This window comes from Pseudomonadota bacterium (assembly GCA_030860485.1).
Lineage (GTDB): Bacteria > Pseudomonadota > Gammaproteobacteria > JACCXJ01 > JACCXJ01 > JACCXJ01.
Window position 1 is genome coordinate 20,017 of sequence record JALZID010000314.1, and the last position, 20,116, is coordinate 40,132.

18 protein-coding genes and 1 pseudogene are annotated in these 20,116 nt (G+C 64.3%); 6 read left to right on the forward strand and 13 right to left on the reverse strand.

The window, feature by feature from the left end; genetic code table 11:
• Positions 1 to 11: 11 nt before the first annotated feature.
• From queC to M3461_19740, 10 genes are all read right to left on the reverse strand, one after another.
• Positions 12 to 692, reverse strand: a complete 681-nt coding sequence (gene queC / locus M3461_19695) for a 7-cyano-7-deazaguanine synthase QueC (GenBank protein ID MDQ3776415.1) — start codon at positions 690 to 692, stop codon at positions 12 to 14.
• The gene (gene queE, locus M3461_19700) at positions 676 to 1,356 is read right to left on the reverse strand and encodes a 7-carboxy-7-deazaguanine synthase QueE (protein ID MDQ3776416.1); all 681 of its coding nucleotides are present in this window, start codon (positions 1,354 to 1,356) and stop codon (positions 676 to 678) included. The genes queC and queE overlap by 17 nt, the downstream gene beginning before the upstream one ends.
• 42 nt (positions 1,357 to 1,398) lie before the next feature.
• On the reverse strand, positions 1,399 to 2,349 hold the full coding sequence (gene ybgF / locus M3461_19705; protein ID MDQ3776417.1) for a tol-pal system protein YbgF: 951 nt from the start codon (positions 2,347 to 2,349) through the stop codon (positions 1,399 to 1,401).
• Positions 2,315 to 2,890, reverse strand: a complete 576-nt coding sequence (gene pal / locus M3461_19710) for a peptidoglycan-associated lipoprotein Pal (protein MDQ3776418.1) — start codon at positions 2,888 to 2,890, stop codon at positions 2,315 to 2,317. Before pal ends, ybgF begins: the two co-directional genes overlap by 35 nt.
• Before the next feature lie 109 nt (positions 2,891 to 2,999).
• On the reverse strand, positions 3,000 to 4,316 hold the full coding sequence (tolB, locus tag M3461_19715) for a Tol-Pal system beta propeller repeat protein TolB (GenBank protein ID MDQ3776419.1): 1,317 nt from the start codon (positions 4,314 to 4,316) through the stop codon (positions 3,000 to 3,002).
• A 6-nt stretch (positions 4,317 to 4,322) separates the two neighbouring features.
• Positions 4,323 to 5,330, reverse strand: a complete 1,008-nt coding sequence (gene tolA / locus M3461_19720; protein MDQ3776420.1) for a cell envelope integrity protein TolA — start codon at positions 5,328 to 5,330, stop codon at positions 4,323 to 4,325.
• Positions 5,331 to 5,335: 5 nt separating this feature from the next.
• Positions 5,336 to 5,749, reverse strand: a complete 414-nt coding sequence (tolR, locus tag M3461_19725; protein ID MDQ3776421.1) for a protein TolR — start codon at positions 5,747 to 5,749, stop codon at positions 5,336 to 5,338.
• 50 nt (positions 5,750 to 5,799) lie between these two features.
• A complete protein-coding gene (gene tolQ, locus M3461_19730) occupies positions 5,800 to 6,474 on the reverse strand; it encodes a protein TolQ (GenBank protein MDQ3776422.1) in 675 nt (224 codons plus the stop codon).
• Positions 6,475 to 6,500: 26 nt separating this feature from the next.
• Positions 6,501 to 7,532, reverse strand: a complete 1,032-nt coding sequence (gene ruvB / locus M3461_19735) for a Holliday junction branch migration DNA helicase RuvB (GenBank protein MDQ3776423.1) — start codon at positions 7,530 to 7,532, stop codon at positions 6,501 to 6,503.
• 505 nt (positions 7,533 to 8,037) lie between these two features.
• On the reverse strand, positions 8,038 to 11,223 hold the full coding sequence (locus M3461_19740) for a discoidin domain-containing protein (GenBank protein MDQ3776424.1): 3,186 nt from the start codon (positions 11,221 to 11,223) through the stop codon (positions 8,038 to 8,040).
• A 46-nt stretch (positions 11,224 to 11,269) separates the two neighbouring features.
• Here M3461_19740 and M3461_19745 point away from each other — a divergent pair, with 46 nt between their 5' ends.
• Positions 11,270 to 11,500: a hypothetical protein gene (locus M3461_19745; GenBank protein MDQ3776425.1), complete on the forward strand. Its 231-nt coding sequence runs from the start codon at positions 11,270 to 11,272 to the stop codon at positions 11,498 to 11,500.
• A 23-nt stretch (positions 11,501 to 11,523) separates the two neighbouring features.
• Here M3461_19745 and M3461_19750 read toward each other — a convergent pair whose 3' ends face one another.
• Positions 11,524 to 13,122 carry a glucan biosynthesis protein gene (locus tag M3461_19750; protein ID MDQ3776426.1) on the reverse strand — a complete coding sequence of 533 codons (1,599 nt, stop codon included), beginning with the start codon at positions 13,120 to 13,122 and terminating at the stop codon, positions 11,524 to 11,526.
• A 300-nt stretch (positions 13,123 to 13,422) separates the two neighbouring features.
• On the opposite strand from M3461_19750, the gene M3461_19755 reads away from it, so the two are divergent.
• From M3461_19755 to M3461_19770, 4 genes are read left to right on the forward strand one after another with little or no spacing between them, the layout of a single operon-like run.
• Positions 13,423 to 14,982 carry a hypothetical protein gene (locus M3461_19755; protein MDQ3776427.1) on the forward strand — a complete coding sequence of 520 codons (1,560 nt, stop codon included), beginning with the start codon at positions 13,423 to 13,425 and terminating at the stop codon, positions 14,980 to 14,982.
• Between the two features lie 11 nt (positions 14,983 to 14,993).
• Positions 14,994 to 16,682 carry a sodium:solute symporter gene (locus tag M3461_19760; GenBank protein MDQ3776428.1) on the forward strand — a complete coding sequence of 563 codons (1,689 nt, stop codon included), beginning with the start codon at positions 14,994 to 14,996 and terminating at the stop codon, positions 16,680 to 16,682.
• Positions 16,664 to 17,284 (forward strand): hypothetical protein, encoded by a 621-nt coding sequence (locus M3461_19765; protein MDQ3776429.1) that lies wholly within the window; start codon positions 16,664 to 16,666, stop codon positions 17,282 to 17,284. Before M3461_19760 ends, M3461_19765 begins: the two co-directional genes overlap by 19 nt.
• Positions 17,285 to 17,322: 38 nt before the next feature.
• Positions 17,323 to 18,555 (forward strand): YihY family inner membrane protein, encoded by a 1,233-nt coding sequence (locus tag M3461_19770; protein ID MDQ3776430.1) that lies wholly within the window; start codon positions 17,323 to 17,325, stop codon positions 18,553 to 18,555.
• A 162-nt stretch (positions 18,556 to 18,717) separates the two neighbouring features.
• On the opposite strand, the gene M3461_19775 is transcribed toward M3461_19770, so the two are convergent.
• Positions 18,718 to 19,014 (reverse strand): HigA family addiction module antitoxin, encoded by a 297-nt coding sequence (locus M3461_19775; GenBank protein ID MDQ3776431.1) that lies wholly within the window; start codon positions 19,012 to 19,014, stop codon positions 18,718 to 18,720.
• 9 nt (positions 19,015 to 19,023) lie between these two features.
• Positions 19,024 to 19,298, reverse strand: a pseudogene (locus M3461_19780) (type II toxin-antitoxin system RelE/ParE family toxin).
• Between the two features lie 479 nt (positions 19,299 to 19,777).
• Here M3461_19780 and M3461_19785 point away from each other — a divergent pair.
• On the forward strand, positions 19,778 to 19,963 hold the full coding sequence (locus tag M3461_19785) for a hypothetical protein (GenBank protein ID MDQ3776432.1): 186 nt from the start codon (positions 19,778 to 19,780) through the stop codon (positions 19,961 to 19,963).
• The last annotated feature ends 153 nt before the right edge of the window (positions 19,964 to 20,116 follow it).

The window sequence follows — 20,116 nt, forward strand, 5'->3', positions numbered from 1 at the left end:
CGTCCGGCGCTTCAGCGATACCGGGTCGGATCGGGGATGGCGGTGGCGGCGAAGCCCTCGCTGCGGAAGCGGCAGGCGTCGCAGCGCCCGCAGGCGCGGCCGGTGTCGTCGGCCTGATAGCAGGAGACGGTGAGCCCATAGTCGACGCCGAGGCGCGCCCCGATCTGGATGATCTCCGATTTGGAGAGGGCGATGAGGGGGGTGTGGATGCGAAACCGTGCGCCTTCGACCCCCGCCTTGGTCGCCAGTTGGGCCAGCGCCTCGAAGGCCCGGATGAACTCCGGCCGGCAATCGGGATAGCCGGAATAATCCAGGGCATTGACTCCGATGAAGAGATCGCGGGCCGCGATGGTCTCGGCATAGGCGAGCGCCAGGCCGAGCAGCACGGTGTTGCGCGCCGGCACATAGGTCACGGGGATGCCCTCACCCGGGGCTTCGGGGACGGCGATGGCGGGATCGGTCAGGGCCGAGCCGCCGATGCGGTCCAGATCGAGACGCATGAGCTTGTAGTCCTCGACGCCGAACGCATCGGCGACGGCGCGCGCCGAAGCGAGCTCCGCACGGTGGCGCTGGCCGTAATCGACCGTGACCCCATGGCAGACGAAACCTTCGGTGCGGGCGATGGCGAGGGTGGTAGTCGAGTCCAGCCCCCCCGAGAGCAGCACCACGGCGCGCTCAGCGTCCCGGGACATCGCCCCACAGCACCTTGTGCAGTTGGATCTGGAAACGCACGGGGAGGTGGTCGGTCAGCACCCAGTCCGCCAGGAGCGCCGGGTCCAGTTGACCGTGGCTCGGTGAGAACAGGACCTCGCAGGGGAGGGCGAGGGCCCGGAGCCTGGCCCGCGCCCATTCATAGTCGTTCCGATCGCAGATCACGAGCTTGACCTCGTCCCGCTCGTTGAGATAGCGCAGGTTGTCGTAGAGATTGCGGTGTGCCTCGCCCGAGCCGGGTGTCTTGAGGTCCACGACCTTCATGACCCGCGCGTCCACCCCGGAGATGTCCAGGGCCCCGCCGGTCTCGAGGGAGACGCGGTAGCTGGCATCGCAGAGGCGCGTGAGAAGCGCAAGGCACGCGCGCTGGGCCAGGGGCTCGCCGCCCGTGACGGTGACGTAGCGGGTCGCGTATTGCCCGACTGCCATGAGGATTTCTTCGAGCGACATACGCCGGCCGCCGTGAAAGGCATAGGCGGTGTCGCAATACCGGCAGCGCAGCGGACAGCCGGTGAGGCGCACGAACACCGTGGGCAAGCCGACACGGCGCGTCTCGCCCTGCAGGGAGTGGAATACCTCGGTGACGCGCAGCGCCTCGGGCTCGGGACGCTCTGCGACAGTCGCGGGTATGAGATTCGCGGCCATGACGCCTTGGGCGTAATGCTCGCTCCTGGTCCTCGGGCCTTACTAATGCTCGAGGCGGATGCGCTGCAGGCGTTCGTCGGCGAGCCGAGCGGCGGTGGTGCCGGGATAGCGCAGCTTGAGGTCCTCGAGGCTCTGCTTGGCCTCTGGGATCTTGCCGAGCTCGTGATAGCTGTAACCGACCTTGAGGAGGGCGTGGGTCAGCTTCTGGCTCTCGGGATAGCTCCCCACGAGCTTCTGGTATTCCGAGATGGCGGGCTCATAGCGGTGCGTGACGTAATAGGCCTCCGCCAGCCAGTACTGGGCATTGTCGGCGTGTGGGCTGCCCGGAAAACGGGTGAGAAAGTCGCCGAATGCCGTGATCGACTTGTCGTACTGGCCGATCTTCAGGAGATCGAAGGCGGACTGGTAGCTGGCGTCCTCCGAGGGGGGCTGCGCGGCCGCGACGGTGAGCGGCGCCGACCCAGGGCCCGCGGCGTCGCCGATCTCCGGTGTGGCACCACGAGCTGACTCATTGCCCGGCTGAGAAGTGCCGGGCTCGGCCCCTGGCGCGGGCACCTTCGCGATGGTCGGCGTGGCCGGGGCGGTGGGAGCCACTGCCGCCGGGACTTCTGCGGCGCCGTCGGTCGTGGGGCTACGGGCCGTACCGCGCTCGATGGCTTCGAGGCGCGCCTCCATATCCTTATACAGCCGCTCTTGCCGCGCGCCCTGCCTGTCCACGCCGTGCCGCTGCACCTCCATCTCGCCACGCAGGCGCCTGATCTCGCGGTTCAGCTTTTCGACTTCACCCAGGAGATCTAGAAGACCGCGGTTATCGAGGAGGCGCTCGACGCGCGCCAAGCGACCCTCGACGGATCCGGCGCGCGGCACATCGTCCTGGCCCGCTACCACACCCGGCAGCACCAGGCAGAGGGCCAGGAGACCCCGGGGCGCCCGCCCTCGCGGGAGCGAGGGCCCGTGCTCAGTAGACGATCTCGACGCGGCGGTTCTGGTCATAGGCTTCTTCATCGTGTCCGTCCGTGGCCGGCCGCTCCTCGCCGAAGCTCACGGTCCGGGCCTGTCCCTCCGAGCCGCCGAGCAACGTCAATTGCCTGCGCACCGCCAGCGCGCGCCGCTCGCCCAGGGCCAGGTTGTATTCCCGCGTGCCGCGCTCGTCGGCATGGCCCTCCAGGGTGATAACGGTCTGGGGGTGGCTCGCGAGGTAGGCGGCCTGCGCCTCGATGACGGGGCGGTACTCGGCCTTCACCTCGTCGCTGTCGTACTCGAAGTAGATCACACGCCTCTGGCCCGGTTCACCGGCCTGGGTGTCCAGGCCCTGGGGCGCGGTGCTGCGGAGCTGGCCCGGCCGATCGCCGGCGGCCCGCGCCTGCGCGTCCATGGCCTCCATCTCCGCAGGCGAGATGCCCTGGTCCTCGACCGGGGCCGCGCCTTCCTCCTTGCCCGTGCCGTCGACGGTTTCGCAGCCCGCCAATATCAAGACCCCAATCATCAGGACCCCGATCGGGATGGGTAGAGCGAAGCTCCGGATGTTCTCCACAGTGTCTCCTCCAGGTTGGTCGTTGCAATCTATTCTCGCGCGCCGGCGGGGCCAATGCCATCGGTCCCAAATCCATCGGTCCCAATGCCATCGATCCCAGTGCCATCGATTAATCTCGAAATGGCCCCCAGGCAGGCTCGCGCACCTCCCCGCCGCCGGCCGCCAGCTGTTGCCGGATGCGACCGTCCACCGAGATCGCCGCGAGCTCGGTCCCGCCCGCCCCGACCGTCGCATAGATGATCATCCCGCCGTTGGGCGCGAAGCTCGGAGACTCGTCGAGCCGCGTCTCTGTCAGGACATTCAGGCGCTCGGTGGTGACATCGAGCGTGGCGATGTGATAGCCGCGGCCGTCACCGTGCACCAGGGCCAAGAGCTTGCCGTCCGCCGAGTAGCGCGGGCGGGCATTGTAATCCCCCTCATGGGTGAGCCGCCGCGGTGTACCGCCCGAGGCGCTGATCTCATAGACCTGCGGACCGCCGCCACGGTCCGAGGTGAACGCGATGCGGTTGCCGTCGGGGGACCAGGCGGGCTCGGTATCGATGCCCGGGTCATGGGTGAGGCGCCGGAGCGCGCGGCTACGGAGGTCCATGACATAGACCTCGGGGTTGCCATCCTTCGACAGGGTCAGGGCCAGGCGGGCCCCGTCCGGCGAAAAGGCGGGCGCGCTGTTGATCCCCGGTTCCGCGGCCAGGGTCTCGCGCCGACGGCTCTGGAGCTCTTGCAGGTAGATCGCCGAGCCGAAACCCTCGAAGGAGACATAGGCGAGACGCCGCCCGTCCGGCGACCAGGCCGGCGACATCAAGGGCTGCGGGGAGTTCAGGAGGGTGTGCGGGTTCTCCCCGTCGGCGTCGGAGACCTCCAGTTTATAGACCTTCTTGCCCGCTGCGGCGCGGGACACCGCCACATAGGCGATGCGGGTCGCGAATGCCCCGCGCGTGCCGGTCAGCTCCTGGAAGATGAGATCGGCGATCTGATGGGCGACGAGCCTGAGCTGGGCCGTGTCCGCCGGGACGCGATAGGCGACGGTCTGGCTGCCCTTGTAGACGTCCAAAAGCCAGAACCGGATCTCGTACTCGGCCTCGGTGCCGGGTCCGATCCGGCCGATCACGAGGTTCTCCATGCCGAGCCTGCGCCAGTCGGCGAAACCCACCGCCGCCGGCTCCGCCGGTCGGCCGGGCATATCCGCGCGCGCCATCGGCTCGAAACGCCCGCTGCTCGCGAGATCGGCGGCGATGACCCGGGCTATGTCCACCGGGAGGGCCGGACTGGTCTCGCCCCCGAACGGGACCACGGCGATGGGCAGCGCGCCTTCCACACCCTTTGTGATCTTGATAGTCAGCACGGCTCGCGCTTCGGGCAGCCAGCACAGCACCAAGAACACGAGCGGCCAGAGGCGATGGGGTCCCTGGGGGTCGAATCGTTTCATCGGGAGCTAGGCCTGGGGGTCGAAGATGAACTCGATCTCGCGCATCTGCTGGAAGAGCCGTGGGTCGTCGGGCACGGGCAACGGCGAGGCCTTGTGCACGGCGATCTCGGCCCGCCGGTCGAAGAGCACGTTGCCGCTCGATCGTACCACCTTGGCATCGACCACGTCGCCCCCCGGGACCATCTTGACCAGGAGCGTGCATGACAGGCCGCTTTGCGGATTCGTGAACGCATTCTCGATCTGGGTCTGGATGAGGTGCGTGAAACGATCGATCTCGCTTTGATCGCGCGCGGCCTGCTCTTCCGCCTCGATCTGCTCCGCCAGCTCGCGCGCGAGGCGCTCTTCCTCTTGACGTTTTTTCTCCGCCGCGGCCTTGGCTTTCGCCTCGGCCCTGGCTTCGGTTTCCTTGCGCTTCTTCTCCGCTTCGGCTTCCGCTTCCTTACGTTCCTTCTCCGCCGCGGCCTTGGCCTCGGCTGCCTTGCGTTTCTTCTCCGCCTCGGCCTTCGCCTCGGTTTGTTTGCGCTTTTCCTCCGCCAACCGGGCCTCGGCGCGCTGCTTCTCCTCTTCCAGGCGCTGTTTCTCCAATGCGACCCGGCGTTCCTCTTCCTGCTGGCGCTTGGCTTCTTCTCGTTTGTGCTTGGCTTCGGTCGCCTCCAGCTCTTTCTGTTCCGCGGCCTTGGCCTTTCCCACGGCATCCTTTTCCTTCTTGACCTCGGCGAGGCGCCGTTCCTCGGCCTGCCGTTTGGCCTTGGCGGCGCGGAGCTCGCTCTCCGCGGTCCGGCGCCGCGCCAGTTCCTGATCGCGCTCGCGCCGTTCGGCCTCTTCCAGCCGCTCAACCTCGGCCTGGACCTTGCGCTCATCGACCGTCACGGCCTGCACCACCTCGGTCCCCTGGGGCTGGCCCGCCGGGGGCGGAGTGAAGTCGAGGCTCACGATGAGGAGCCCGATCGCGAGCACGTGGATGCCAACGGCCAGCACCAGCGATCGAAACGAGCGGAACCGGTTAGCGCGCATCGGGGCTATTTTTTCCCAGGATCGTAAATCTGGGGCGGTACGGTCATGAGCCCGACGCCCTTGACGCCGGCGCCTTGGAGGAGCGCCATCAACTCCAGGACGCGGGCGTAGGAGGCGCCGCGGTCGCCGTTGACCAGGACCGGGACGCCGGGCCGGTAGCGCAGCACCGCACCGACGCGCGTCATGAGCGTCTCTGCGGCGACCGGTGCATCCCGGTCCTCACCGAAATCCAGGTAGAAACTACCCTTGGCGTCCACGGACACGATGAGCGGCTCCATATCGCTCGGCGGCACCGGCTCGGAGGCGACCTCGGGGAGGTCCACCTTGACCCCCTGGGTGATGAGCGGTGCCGTGACCATGAAGATGATGAGCAAGACCAGCATCACATCGATGTACGGTACGACGTTGATGTCCGACATCAGCCGCCGGCGTCTGTGCCGCCGCGACCCGACGAAGCCGCGGTGGGCCATCAGCTATGTGCCTGCCGGTGCAAGATAGCGTAGAACTCCTCGAGGAAGATGTCATAGCGGCTGAACAGATAGTCGATCTCGCTCGAGTAGCGGTTGTAACCGACCACCGCCGGGATGGCGGCGAAGAGCCCCATGGCGGTCGCGACCAGGGCCTCGGAGATCCCCGGGGCGACCATCGCGAGGGTCGCCTGATGGACGTTACCGAGCGCCTGAAAGGCGTTCATGATCCCCCACACCGTCCCGAAGAGCCCGATGTAGGGGCTGACCGAGCCTACCGTGGCGAGCAAAGGCAGGGACTGCTCCAGGTCCTCGATCTCGCGGTTCAGGGCCACGCGCATCGAGCGTTGCGCGCCCTCCAGGATCGCCATGGGCTCGAGCCCATCCTGTTGGCGCAGGCGCGCGAACTCCTTGATCCCGGCCTCGAAGATGCGTTCCAGCCCGGCCGGCTCGTGGCCGCGCTGGGTGATGCGGTTATAGAGGTCGGTCAGATCGCCGGCCGACCAGAAGCTCTCCTCGAACCTGTCCGCATCGCGGCGCGCCCTGCCGATCAATGCGCGCTTGGTGAAGATCACTGTCCATGACCACAGCGAGGCCAGGAGCAGGAGCAGCATCACCAGCTTGACGAGCAGGCTGGCCCCGAGCACCAGGCTGGTCATCGACAGGTCAACTGCCATGGCGTAGCGCCGAGAGCAACGACGGTTTACTCGCTGCCGAACAGATCGAGGCTGCGGGCCGGTGGGGCATAGCCGAAATGCGCGAAGGCCGCGCGGGTGGCCGTGCGCCCGCGCGGGGTGCGCATCACGAAGCCCTGCTGGATGAGGAACGGCTCGATGACATCCTCGATCGTACCGCGTTCCTCGCCGATGGCGGCCGCCAGGTTGTCGATGCCGACCGGTCCGCCGTCGAACTTCTCGATGAGGGTGACGAGCAGCTTCTGATCCATGAGGTCGAAGCCGTGGTGATCGACCTTGAGCAGATCGAGGGCCTTCTGGGCGAGCATCTCGCTGATCCGCCCGTCGCCTCGCATCTCGGCGTAGTCCCGCGCGCGCCTCAGGAGGCGGTTGGCGATGCGCGGCGTGCCCCGCGAGCGCCGGGCAAGCTCGTGGGCCCCCGCGGCCTCGGTCTCGACCCCGAGGAGCCGCGCCGAGCGCGTGACGATGTGGGTGAGGTCGGCAACGTCGTAGTATTCGAGCCGTTCGACGATCCCGAAGCGGTCGCGGAGCGGCGAGGTCAGGAGCCCGGCCCGGGTCGTCGCCCCGACCAAGGTGAAGGGCTGCAGGTCGAGCTTGATGGCGCGCGCCGCCGGGCCCTCGCCGATCATGATGTCGAGCTGGAAATCCTCCAGCGCGGGATACAGGATCTCCTCGACCACCGGGCTCAGGCGGTGGATCTCGTCGATGAGCAAGACGCCGCGGCGCTCCAGGTTGGTGAGGATCGCGGCGAGATCGGCGGGTCGCTCCAGGACCGGTCCGGAGGTCTGGCGCAGGCTCGCCCCCAGCTCGTTGGCGATGATGTGGGCGAGTGTGGTCTTGCCGAGCCCCGGTGGACCGAAGATGAGCACGTGGTCGAGCGCCTCGTGGCGCTTGCGGGCCGCGCCGATGAAGACCTCGAGCTGCTCCCGCACCGGCCGCTGGCCGACGTACTCCGAGAGCCGGCGCGGGCGCAACCCCTCCTCGGCGCCGGCATCCTCCGGCGTCGGCTCCGGCAGGACGACACGGTCGAGGTTGGGCATGAGCTCGGGGTCTCTCGTGAGTAGCGGCGGGTGGTTCCCGCGGCCAGTGTAACGCCACCCGCCGGTCCCGGCCACCCATTACACCTGCGTCAATCCGAGTTTCAATGCTTATCGGTTGTTTTTGGCCAAGAGGGCCCGGAAGCTCTCATAGACGTCTCTCCTTCGTCCTAACTAATAGACTTCCACGCAGGCATCGCGATCATTGATCGGGTAAAGGACGCGATAGCCGTTGACCCGAATAGGAAGGGAAGCCTGAGAGATCCAAATGAAGCGCGTGTCCCCGAAACGGGTCGGCGAGGAGATCCGCGATCGCCCGGCGCAGCGGTAACGCTTGGTTGCGCTTCGCGGTAGCACATCTGGGCCGCCGCTCACGCCTAAGCGATATCGGGCCAAGCTTGGCGTACCTGCCCGCGTGAGATCGGTGCCGGCAGGCGGTCCCTGCAGTGCAGGCTAGCCACGCAAGCCGTATCGAGCCTTGCCTCTCGGGCAGGGACGGAGGGTCCGTCTAATACCGGAGCACGACATCGGCGGGGAATTCCCCGATCACGGCCTCATCCGGCGCGAAGGTTTCGACCGCCTTGCCGTTGACGGTGACGCCCTTCATGGCCGTAGGCAAGGGAGACCGAATGACGATCTTGCCGGGAGGCACGACCACATCCCCCGACATCCGGATGCCGATCTCCCCCGGGCCCCGCATCCGTGCGGTGTAATTCAGCGTCCCGTAATAGGTGGGCAGCCTCCGCACCGCCACGCCCTCATCGCTCGCGACCCACTCACCCGTCAAGCCCGCGCCGATCAAGAGGGCCTGGTCGGATTCGCGCTCGAAGACAAAGAGATCTCGGACCGAACGGATGTACTCGGCCCCGACCCAGGTATGGGGCATGTCTCCGATGAACCGCGGGGCATCGCGGTCGCGCCAGACGATCTCGGCCCAGTGGTTCCAAGTCGAGGGGCGCTGGCCTTCCATGAAGAAACTCAAGAGCTGATGGCCTCGCTCCTTCTGGCCCATGCGCAGGAGCGCGCCCACGATGCGCCATTCGTAGGGCGTGTAGTTCTCCCAGGCGCCGCCGTTCTTCCTCTCGTGGAAGAAGTCATAGTACCGATCGAAGGTACGCCCAAGCGCGGGCTCGGGCAGCTCGCGGAGATCTCCCAAGGGATCGATGCTGATGGATGTGGATGGGACATCGAAATCCCCGAGCTCCACCGCGCCCGGGATGTAATCGATCTTATGCAGCGCCATGCTCTCGTTGATGGAGGCGTAGAGGTGATCTCGAAAGGCATCGCGGGAGGCCGCGACGGCCTTGGCGTAGGTATCCTCGCCCAGGACCGCCGCGAGGCTCGCGGCATCCTTGAGCCCCCGCAGGACGAAGAAATTGTCCCAGTAGGAGTGCACGGGGCGCGAGGAATAGCCCTCGTGGCTGATGGACTCCGGGACCAGGCCATAGTACGCGCGCTTCTCATCGGTCCGGTAAGGCTCGGTGATGCGTTGGCTGCGCATGTATTCGATGTAATCGACGGCCTTCACGACGTGCGGCCACATCTCGATGAGGAAGCCCACGTCGCGCGTGTACCGGTAGTACTCCATAATGAGATAGATCCACTCCCCGTTGCTGTCGTTTTCGGGTACCGGATCGGCACCGCTCCTATCGACGCAGCAGGGGACCCTGCCGTCGCCGAACAAATATTGGGCATACCAGCGGATGAAATCTCGTGCCTCGCCCGCGTGGCCCATGCGCAACAGCGCGGCCGAGATGAGCGCCCCGTCGCGGATCCAGACGCGCTCATAGGTGCGCGAGCCGGGCTGGATCCGGGGACCGTCCTGGTTGATCAGGGTATAGGCCAGCGTGGAACGCAAGGAGTCGGTGATCTTCCGGGCCGCCTCCGGCAAGCGAAACTCGACCCGGTTTAGAATCGCCTCCCATTCCGAACGCACCGCAGCACGGGTATCCTCCCACAAGGTGTGCGCGTCGCCCGCGGGCAAGTTGACCGGGAGCGCCGGCGAGTCGCGGTGGAAGGGCACGGCGAGGAACACCTCGGTCCCGGCGCCCGGGCGCAGATCGAAGCGATACTCCAAGGCCCCCGAGGCATACCCGGACTCGTCGGTCGCCGAGGTCTTTCCCGGCAAAGCCCCGCTCCGCAGATATTCGGTTATGGTGCCTTGGGCAAAGCTCGCGGCCCCGAAACGTTCCGGCTTGATGAGGGGGAAGACCGACCGGTCGTTATTGACCGAGACCGTGCCGCCATCGTAGGCGAGATGCCCGATCCGGCTCACGCCTCCCTCGAGGTTGAGATCCTGCCAGGGCGGGAGCACTTGGAAGGGACGGAGCGCCAGGAACAAGCTGCCGTGTCGCTCGACCTGCGAGTCGTTGTGCAGCGCATACCGGAGATAGAGGCTCGATGCCCCGGCCTTGCCGGCCGCGAGCGCCGTGACCTGGAGCTTGAGGTCACCGTGGTTCCACCGCACCGAAGGGATCGGCAAATACTCGCCCTCCAGCTCTTGGCGCAGCTCCACGTCGTTCCAGGTGACGAGCTTGCCGCCCTCGTACAAGAAAGGCTCGACCGAAAAACCTTTCCGGCCTACCTCGACCATGCCCTCCTCATTGACAAGCGCCTCCTCCTCGTCCGCCGGCACCCCCGTGACGGTCCAGTAGGACTGCTGGCCACCCAGGTATCTCGGATAACTGCCCTTGCCCGCATCGGCCGCGACCGCAGCAAAGAAGTGGTTCGGCGAGAGGGAGAAATCATAAGGCTTGATGGCGAGGTCCTTGATCCCATAACCCTGGTCCCGGCTGCTTTGGGTGAGCCACAGCCGCAGGTAGCGGGACTCGCCATCGGGCAGCGAGACATAATCACGCCCGCCGTTGCCTTCCTCGACGCCATAGACCCTTTGCCAGCCTTCCCCGTCATCGGAGATCTGGACCTCATAAGCCGCCGCATGGTCCTCTGCGTCCCAGTCGATGACGAGCCCACCGTATTCCCGCGGTTCCCCGAAGTCGAAGAGGAGCCACTGGTCCTCGGCTACGGCCCCGCTCCGCCAGGCGGTGGCTTGCTGGTTGTCGAGCACCCATTCGGCCTCGTGACCCGGAGCGGTCGTCGAGGCGCGCACCACCGGCACCCGCGGCCGATCCCCTGGGGGCTCGCGTTCCTCGATGGCGAGATCATCGATCCAGATCGAGCCCTTGCCTCCGCTGCCGGCTACGATCGCCAACTCGATGGCGGAGATGTCCGTGGGCTCACTGCCGTTCGCCGGACCCCAGGCGAACCGAAAATGACGCTTCTTGATCACCTTCTCCTGCCAATCGGTGGGCAAGACGAGATCCCTTTGCTTCAACCACCACACGTTCAGTCCGGAGCGATCGACGAGCTTGAACTCGAGGTGGTTGACCGGGGCCTCGGCGCGGATCTGAAAGCTGAACTGGTAGTTGGCCGGGAGCGGCATCGCGATCTCGCGGCGGGCGATCGCATGGCCGCCACGCCCGTGGAAATCGAAATCGAGGCGCATGGCCATTCCCGAGTGGCCCTTGTCCTGTGCGATATCGAGCTCGACGCCTTCCGAGCTGGTCGCATTCCATTGGCCGGGAAGCTCGAAATCGTCGACCATGGCCGCGAGCGCGGCCTCGATCGGAATGCTGATCAGGGTGAGTAAGAGCGCGACTAAGCACGTGCGCGCATGTCGAGCAATTGCAATCATGTTCTACTCCTTACAGTCCTTGATGCCGCCGAGCGTGATCCCTTGGATGATGTATAGGCCTGCAGCGCCGTTCGCCTCCCGCGTGCACGAAGGAGGCCATGACCGTCCAGGCGAGCGGAAACAGGGTCAGCGCAAGGACGGTGCAGCGCAGCACACGGGCCGCAATGGTCTGGACCCTCTGGGCCCTCATCGCGCCCACCGTCCGCCCAAGGCGCGCGACAAGATCCCGGCGCTCCGGATGATGCCGAACAGCACGAAGGCCACGGCCGCGGAGTAGCCCAGGTTCCACCATCGGAAACCCTAGGGCATCCTCCACTGATATATCCAAGTCTCCGTGAGCGCCTCGTTGCCGGACTTGAGGTAGGCGCGCAGGTCGATCGGCGTCTGCACATCGCCGGGCTCAAAGGCGAAAACAAGGCGCCAAGTCGCGGTGAAGGGATCCTTCACGATCCTGACCCTGTCGATTCGTCCAGCCGAGCTGGAGACATCCGCTTCGACCGGCGCATGCGCATCCAGCGCACGCAGCTTGTCGCCATCGAACTCGACCATGAACTTCCGCTTGACGTCGAGCGGCTCTCCGGTCTCGCTTCTGCCACTGCGGGTCGAGGCGGTCAGACCGGACCCCCGATCGAGGGCATGATCCAATAAAAAGTGCAGGCGATAAGCAAAGGTCCAGTGCTGGCCCGCCTGCGCGCGGCGTTCCGGGATCCAGAACGCGACGATGTTGTCGTGCCACTCGTCTTCGGTCGCCAGCTCGATCAGATAGATCGAGCCCGGGCCCCAAGCGCCGACCGGCTCGACCCATGCGCTGGGGCGCAAGTGGTAAAGTGCCCAGCGGTCCTGGTAGTGATCGTAATCGCGGTCCCGTTGCATGAGACCGAAGCCAGCGACATCGTCCGCCTTAAATACGCTCAAGGCGGTGCGCGGGGGATTGATCAACGGCCGCCAGACCTTCTCCCCGTTGCGCGCATGGATGAGCAGGCCGTCCGAGTCATGCAGCTCCGGCCGGAACCCGTCCTGGAAGCGATCGCTGTTCTCACCGTAGGCGAACATGCTCGTCAAGGGCGCGATCCCCAGGCGCTCGACACCCTGTCGCATGAACAGCCGGCATTTGACGTCCATGGTCACCTCGATTCCCGGGTGAATCACAAATTGGTAGGCGCCGGTCGCGCTGGGGCCGTCCAACAGAGCGAACACCGTGAGGGAGGTACTGTCCCGGCGCGGCTTCTCGATCCAGAACTCCCTGAACACCGGGAACTCTTCTGCCTTGGCGAGCCCGCTGTCCAGCGCCAGCCCGCGGGCCGAAAGCCCATACTGGTGCATGCCTTCCTCGCGGAAGCGGCGCACCACCTCATGAGGCTCGCCCAGGCCTTGGGCCCTGAAATAGCTCGCGCCCAAAAAGGCCACGAACTCCTCGTATACGCCATCTTGGAGCACCGGATACAACAGGCGAAAGCCGGCGAATCCCGTGTCGGGCGAGAGGCCCTTCGGAACTCGGTTCTCTCCGTAGTCGAACAGGTCGGTGGAGAACGGCACGCGTTGCGCCTTGCCCTCCTCAAGAACGTTGATAAAAACGCGATCGTGGTACAGGAAACCGCGGTGAAACAACTGCAGTTGGAAAGATAAACCCTCGCGGCGCCACAGGCTCCGCTTGATATCGTGGCTCATGCTCCGATACTGCATATAAGTATGGATATGTTCCAGGTCCTCTCCAGGCGCTCCCCGATCCGGGACGAACGCCGCTTGGGCCAGTGACTGGGCGGTTCGTTCCAGGGTCGCGAAATCGAAGCCCGTTGCGGGTGCGATCGGCACGCTGTCGGCCGCGTGGGCGCCGGGTGCGAGGCAAGCGGTGCTCACATATAGGAGCATGGCGAACCGGATGATAGGACGTACGCTCATCTCTGGCACTGTTAGCGGGTCGCTGAGATCGCAGGTAGTATAAGGCAAGGCGCTGTGATTGGGGAATCGCGCCGCGGCCCCAGATGGCACACCCCGCGAGCGGGTAGGCGCGCTGTCCCCGTCGAACGACAGGTGGGCGCAGATACGAGATCACGGTGCCACCTGGTTGACATCGACAGCCGTATGTCGGAACCTCGTGGCGTCGTCACGGCTCCATACTCGATGCAGCCGCAATGCCGGCGCATGGCCTCGGCTTTGTCTCGGGCCAGAGGTTTCCAACACCGGTTTGAAGGAGGCTACGTGAGGATCTCCCTTGTCATCGTGATGGCGTGGCTCGGCAGTACAGCCATGGCTCAGGGTTCGAACGTCACGCCCTCGACGGCTCCCTCACTGCGAAAGGTGGTCGTTGACGCAGGCTCCTCGGCCGGGACGCTGCGTTCTCTTCAGGGCGTGAACGGCGCTCCTCTTCCGAACGTGCACAAGCCTGCGGACTTCCGCTTCGGCGGATGGAACATGCCGGGCGAGATCGACGCAACGGAGGGGTATCGGCGAGCACGCATCGACCTCGTGCGCACGCACGATTCGTACGGGCCTGGCGACATCGACTCGCGGTTCGGCCCGTGCTCTGGAATGCCCGACGTGATGGCATGGGCGGACCGTGACGTCCTCAGCATCTTCCCGGATCCGAACGCGGACCCCGACGATCCGAAGAGCTACAACTTCGCTCCCACGGACCAACTCATCGCCTCGATCAAGAACGTCGGCGCGGAAGTGATGTTCAGGCTCGGACGCAGCGAGTGCTCCAACGTAGAGCCCCCTGCGGACTTCGACAGGTATGCGGCCGTCGTGAAGCACGTCGTCATGCACTACAACCAGGGCTGGGCCAACGGCTTTCGCCACGGCATCCGCTACTGGGAGGTTTGGAACGAGCCCGACCTCGCTACGCTCTTCTGGGGCGGCACACCCGAACAGTATTTCGAGCTGTATGCCCGGATCGCGCGTGCCGTCAAAGAGGCCGATCCCGAGGCACTTGTCGGTGGCCCCGCGCTCGCAAGACCCAACGACGCGACGCCCTACCGGGACGGCTTCCTCGAGTATGTGCGCGCCCGGCAGCTTCCGCTCGACTTCTATTCATGGCACTGGTACGCCACCGACTCCAACGATCCGCTCGATATCGTACGCATCAGTCGCGCCGTGCGGGCACGTCTGGACGCACGCGGTTTCACGAAAACGCTGAGCGTTAATAACGAGTGGAATTATGGCCTGATCGAGCCCTGGCCGCGCGATCTACAGCGTGCGGGCTTCATCGCGTCCACCCTCATGTATATGCAGGACGCGCCGATCGACATTTCCGCGATTTACCGTGCGGACAACGTGTTCGGCAAGGACGGTGCGACCCCCGACAAGGTCGGTCAGGTGCTGATCGCCTTCGGCCGCATGAAGGACACCCCGTCCCGGCTGAAGGCCGAAGGTGCGGACCTCGATGGCTTTGCCGTCCAGGCGGGCCGCTCGGCGGACGGCCGGACGCTGCAGGTCCTGATAGCCAACTATGAGATCCCCGCCGAGTTCCGCGGACCGCGCTCGACCCCCAACGTCATGCCCGGGCTCGATGTCAGCCTGCTCGAGCGCCGAAGCGTGACATATCAGAACAACTCCGGTTACGACCTGACGATCGATAACCTCGTGCCCGCGCGCGAGTATCGGGTCGAGCGCTTCCGCATATCGGATGATTCAGACTTCGCGCTCGTGGATGGCACCACGCAGGTTGGACCACGAGTGCATCTGCAGGCGCCGCTGCCGCCGCCCGGCATCGAGCTCGTGGTGCTGAAGTTGGTAGACGCGCGAACGGTGAGGCAGTAACAGGATAGGCTATGCCCCTCACAGATCAGATCGCGGTCACGCACAGGTCGTTGGCCACGATCGACATCGCTATCATCGCTTTCTACTTCGTAGTCGTTTTCGCCATTGGTTTCTACTTCTCGCGCAAGGAACGGACCTCGGAAGATTATTTCTTGGCTAGCCGAAACGTTGGGTGGTTCGCCATCGGCGCCTCCCTGTTCGTCTCCAACATTTCCACAGAGCATTTCATCGGCCTGGCGGGCTCCGGCGCCACTTCCGGCCTGGCGGTTGGTCATTTTGAATGGCTGGCGTGCATTATGGTGCTCGTCCTCGGGTGGGTATTCGTCCCCTTCTACCTGCGGTCGAACGTGCTTACGATGCCGGAATTTCTCGAACGCCGCTTCAACCGTTCGTGCGCCGTGTACCTGGCCGGCGTCTCCATCCTGGCGTACATCTTTACCAAGATTTCCGTGCACCTGTATGCGGCGGCGGTGGTGTTGGAGCACGTGGTGGGCTGGAACCCGTTGACCGCGGCCATGATCCTGGTGCTCATGACCGGCATTTACACCATTGCCGGTGGCTTGGCCGCTGTGATCTATACGGAAGTGGTGCAGACCCTGGTGCTTTTGACCGGCGCGGTGGTGCTGACGGTCATCGGCTTGAACGAAGTGGGAGGATTTGCCGGATTGCGCGCGGCGGTCCCGCCGGCCTACTTTCATATGATCAAACCGATGAGCGATCCCGAGTTTCCGTGGACGGGCATCTTCCTGGGCGCGCCCATCCTGGGGATCTGGTATTGGTGCACGGACCAGGTGATCGTGCAGCGCGTGCTCTCCGCCAAGGACGAGGGGCACGCCAAGGCAGGCACCATCTTCGCCGGGTTCCTGAAGATCCTGCCGGTGTTCGTCCTGGTGCTCCCGGGGCTCATCGCCTACGCGCTCTACCCCCAGATGTTTACGAAAAACGCCGACGGACTGGTGACCAACGGCGACATCGCCTACCCCATGCTCATCATTAACCTCCTCCCGCACGGGATGATCGGGGTGATGATCGCGGCGTTGCTGGCGGCGCTGATGGGCGGGATGGCGTCGGTGTTCAATTCGGCGTCCACGCTGGTCACACTCGACTTTTACAAGAAGGCGCGGCCGGACGCTACCGAGCTGCAACTGGTGACGTTCGGTCGCATGGCCACCGGCATTATGGTGGGGCTCGGCTTGCTCTGGGTGCCCTTCATCAAGTTGCTCAGCTCGCAGCTCTACGTCTACCTGCAAAGCGTGCAGGCTTACATCAGCCCGCCGATTGCGGTGTGTTTCATTTTCGGGATCCTCTGGCCGCGCCTAAATGGGCAGGGCGCGATCAGCTCGCTGCTGGTGGGATTCGCGATGGGGACGATCCGTTTCGTCCTGGAGGTCATGGACAAGGGCCGGCATTTCGACTCGACCGCGATCCGCTGGCTGGTGGACATGAACTTCCTGCACTACGCCATCCTGATGTTCGTGGTGTGTGCGGGTGTGCTGATCGGGGTCAGCCTGATGACTCGACCGCCAGAGCGGAAAAAGCTAGCGGGCCTCACTTTTGCCACTATTGGCGAAAAGCTGGAAACCACGCTCGTCGCGGGCCACAAGATCGCCCGGGAGACTCGACTCGAACACCGTCTCAACCTCGTCTTCACTCTGCTCCTTTTGGCCACCGTGATCGCCTTATGGATCTACTTCGCCTAGCAAGCGATGGGAGCCGGGCCGAGAAGGCCAAGGAAAAGGCTGCGACCATTCAGGCATTGAAACCGGCCGTTCCTCGGGAAGAGGCAGTGGAACGGTTCCGCGGATGCGGCATCCGCAGCCTGCTGCGGCGGCGGCTAGGCGCAGGACGGCTGCATTCCTTGGCTGATGCGTACGTGCCCTTTTCCGTCTACCGCGTGGAGATTGTCAACGGCGCGAAGCGGGAAACGCATTGCTTCGCGCTCGATGCGGTCAAGGGCACCCTTGACCCCTACGCGTTCCCGCGCGTGCCCGAACCCCGGGAGATGATTCCCGTTGAAACGCGGAACCGTGCTGAGCCTCTGCTCGAGCCATTTTGGGCCCGCGAGCTGCTCACCGAAAAAGTCCGCCGCATGCTGTTCCAGCGCGGCTTCTTCCGCATCCGGAATCTCACCATTCGCGCCGAACCCATCTCTCTCGGCCTGCACATCCCTTATTGGATCGGGTTCTACGATGCAGGCGGAAGCGTCCGCCTGCGTGTCCTGGACGCCGTGCGGGGGACCTTCGAGGGCGGCAAGGCGCAGGCGTTTTTCCACGACTGGCTGACCGGTGAGGAAGTGCCTTAGTCATGCAAGCAAAGAACCTATCGCCGCACCGCGCCTGGTTGTGGCTGCACCGCCTCACCGATCGCTGCCTGCGCTTCACCTCCGTCCTGTGGGCGCGGTTCCAGGAGGACCTGCTCAACCTACGGGCGATGGCGCTGACTTACACCACGCTCGTATCACTGGTGCCGTTCCTTGCGGTAATGTTCTCGGTACTCAAGGCCTTTGGGATCCAGCATCAACTCGAGCCATTGCTTGTCCAGGGCCTGCAACCCCTCGGTGTCGAAGGCGATGAGATCAGGCGCCGGCTCATTGAGTTCGTCGATCAGCTTCCGGTCGGGGTGCTGGGCGCAGTGGGGGCGGTAGGTCTTTTCTATACCACCATTTCCCTGATCGGGCGCATCGAGGAGGCGCTAGACTGCATCTGGCGGGTGCGCCGCGCACGCAGCTGGGGGGAACAATTCCGCGACTATCTGGGTGTGCTGCTGGTCGGCCCGCTGGTGGTATCGGCCGCCTTTGCCCTGATCGCCTCGGCCCAGAGCCATGCGCTGGTGGTGGACATCATTGCCATTGAGCCCTTTGGCTTTTTCGTCGTGCTCTTGACCCGGGTGACGCCCTTTATCCTCCTGTGGGCGACCTTCACCTTTATCTACAAGTTCCTCCCTAACACATACGTGCGGCTGGCTTCGGCGCTTGTCGGTGGAGTGGTGGCGGCAGTACTCTGGTTACTAGGGGGCACAGGCTTCGCGGCACTTGTGGCCGGTTCGGCGAGTTACCCAGCCATCTACTCGAGTTTCGCCATTCTCATTCTCTTTTTCATCTGGCTCTACATCGCCTGGCTCATCGTGCTGGTGGGGGCCGAAGTCGCGCACTTGCATCAGTTCCCTACCATTTCCAGAGAGGTTGTGTTCGAGACGCCCAGCTATCGCCTGCGCGAATGGCAGGGGCTGCAGCTCCTGGTGGAGATCGCGCGGCGCTACTTTGCCGGCCAGCCCACCTCCCATCCGGCGGAGTTGGCTACGCACTTGCGGATGCCCTTGTCAACCGTCGAGGAGCTGGTAGACGCGTTCGTGCAGCATGGCCTATTGCTGCGCGCCGCGGAACCCGAGGGGATCGCCCTGACCCGGTCTCCAGAGGAGGTATCGGCGCTCGAGATCTTTGACATCCTACGTGGACCGCAGCCGCCAGCAGACCTTGAGCCGAGCGAGAGTGCCGTCGCAGAGCTCATCCACCGTCGTGAGCGGGCCATGCAGGAGGTCATGGAAGGGGCTACCCTCAAATCGCTGGCCGCTTGATCCTCCCCCTGGGTCAGGATTAGATGTCGCCCCGCGTCTCCAAGGTGCGACTCATGCGCGAGACGCGTGTGGCGCGCCCATTCAAGCGCTGTCCCTGTCCCTCAATAGTCGTAAGTCCAGTTGTCGCCGGCAACAGCGAGACGATCACTGCGCGACGGACTATCAGGCCGCGTCTCGCACAACCAGGCGTTCGACGTGCAACGCCGGTCGTCTAGCTTCCATCTGCCACAGTTGATAAGCGGCCTGATGCGCAAGCCACGATTCGGCGCTCGCGCCGAAACGAAGCTCTAGCCTTAAGGCCATCTCCGCCGTCACGGCGCCACGGCCGTTAATGAACTTCGACAAGGTCTTGCGGGAAACCCCAAGCGCCTTGGCGGCTTCCGACACGCTCACGCCCATCGGCTCCAGCCACAAGCCACGTGAGATGTCGCCGGGATGAGGGGGATCGTACATCCGCATGTTTTACCTCTAGTGATAATCCTCGTAATTGACGGCTTCCGCGTCGCCCTTCGTAAAACGGAAAGTCACGCGCCAATTGGCCTGCACGGTCATGGACCATAGGCCCGTTGGCCCTTCAGCTCATGCAGATGCAGGTCGGGAACGTCCATATCTCGAATCGATCGCGCCTTGTCCAGTTGCGCCAAGATCAACCGCAAGCGTTTCGCGTGTCTCGGCTGGATGCCGGCCGCGCTCCCGATCGTGAAGAATTGCTCCAGCCTCTTGTGCGCGAACGACTTGATCACGCTTGGCGGTTGTAACCTTTTGGGTTACGTTCTGCAACCTCTTACATCAACCATCGTTGCGGTCGCAGCGGCACGCTGTGGGAGGGCCGCTGCAAGGCAAGCCTGGTACAGGATCCCGTGTTTTACCGCATAGAATGGGTTCACCGCGTCGGGCCTGGCCTCAGCTATGTAAATATTGCCGAGCGGACGTAAATAAAGATTAACCGGGCTAGCCCGCCTAAACTGAGGGTTCAGTAAAACAGCAACCGGCGTTCCTTGAAAAAAGTGCCGGTAAACTTTACATCGCGCGGTAATAGTTACTGGCAGTGTAGCCCCTCACGGGGGACGTGAAAACATACCTTGTTGCGTTGATACAATGCCAGTAGGGATCGCGACGACAGGGTTGCAGTTCCGTCCCTTTTGTAAAGACGAAAAAAACCCGTCGAAGGTATTAAGGAATGTCTCATGTCGATTTGATTCACCATTTGGAGGAGAAAGTCATGACAAGAGAACAAACCATCGAGATCGAACAAGCCGTTCGCAGGGTTCTCAGCGGAATCCTCGGCGAGGCCCCCGATGAGTTGAGGGGCCGTGGTGCAGGCAAGCAGCCGCCCACGCCCGCGCCTCCGGGCGGCGGCCCAGACGAGCCCGCGGCTATCCCACCCGCGGTGTTAACCCAGGTTTAACAGCCCTCCCGTTTTCGTGACTTTCCGCGAATAAACTTCAATAGAATCAACGGACGGATCTGGAAATGCTGTTTGTAGTGCCATAATATTGTAGTAAGGTATTGATTTCCGCGCAGCTCCTGGTAGGCTGCAGGCATGTTCATCCGACGTACG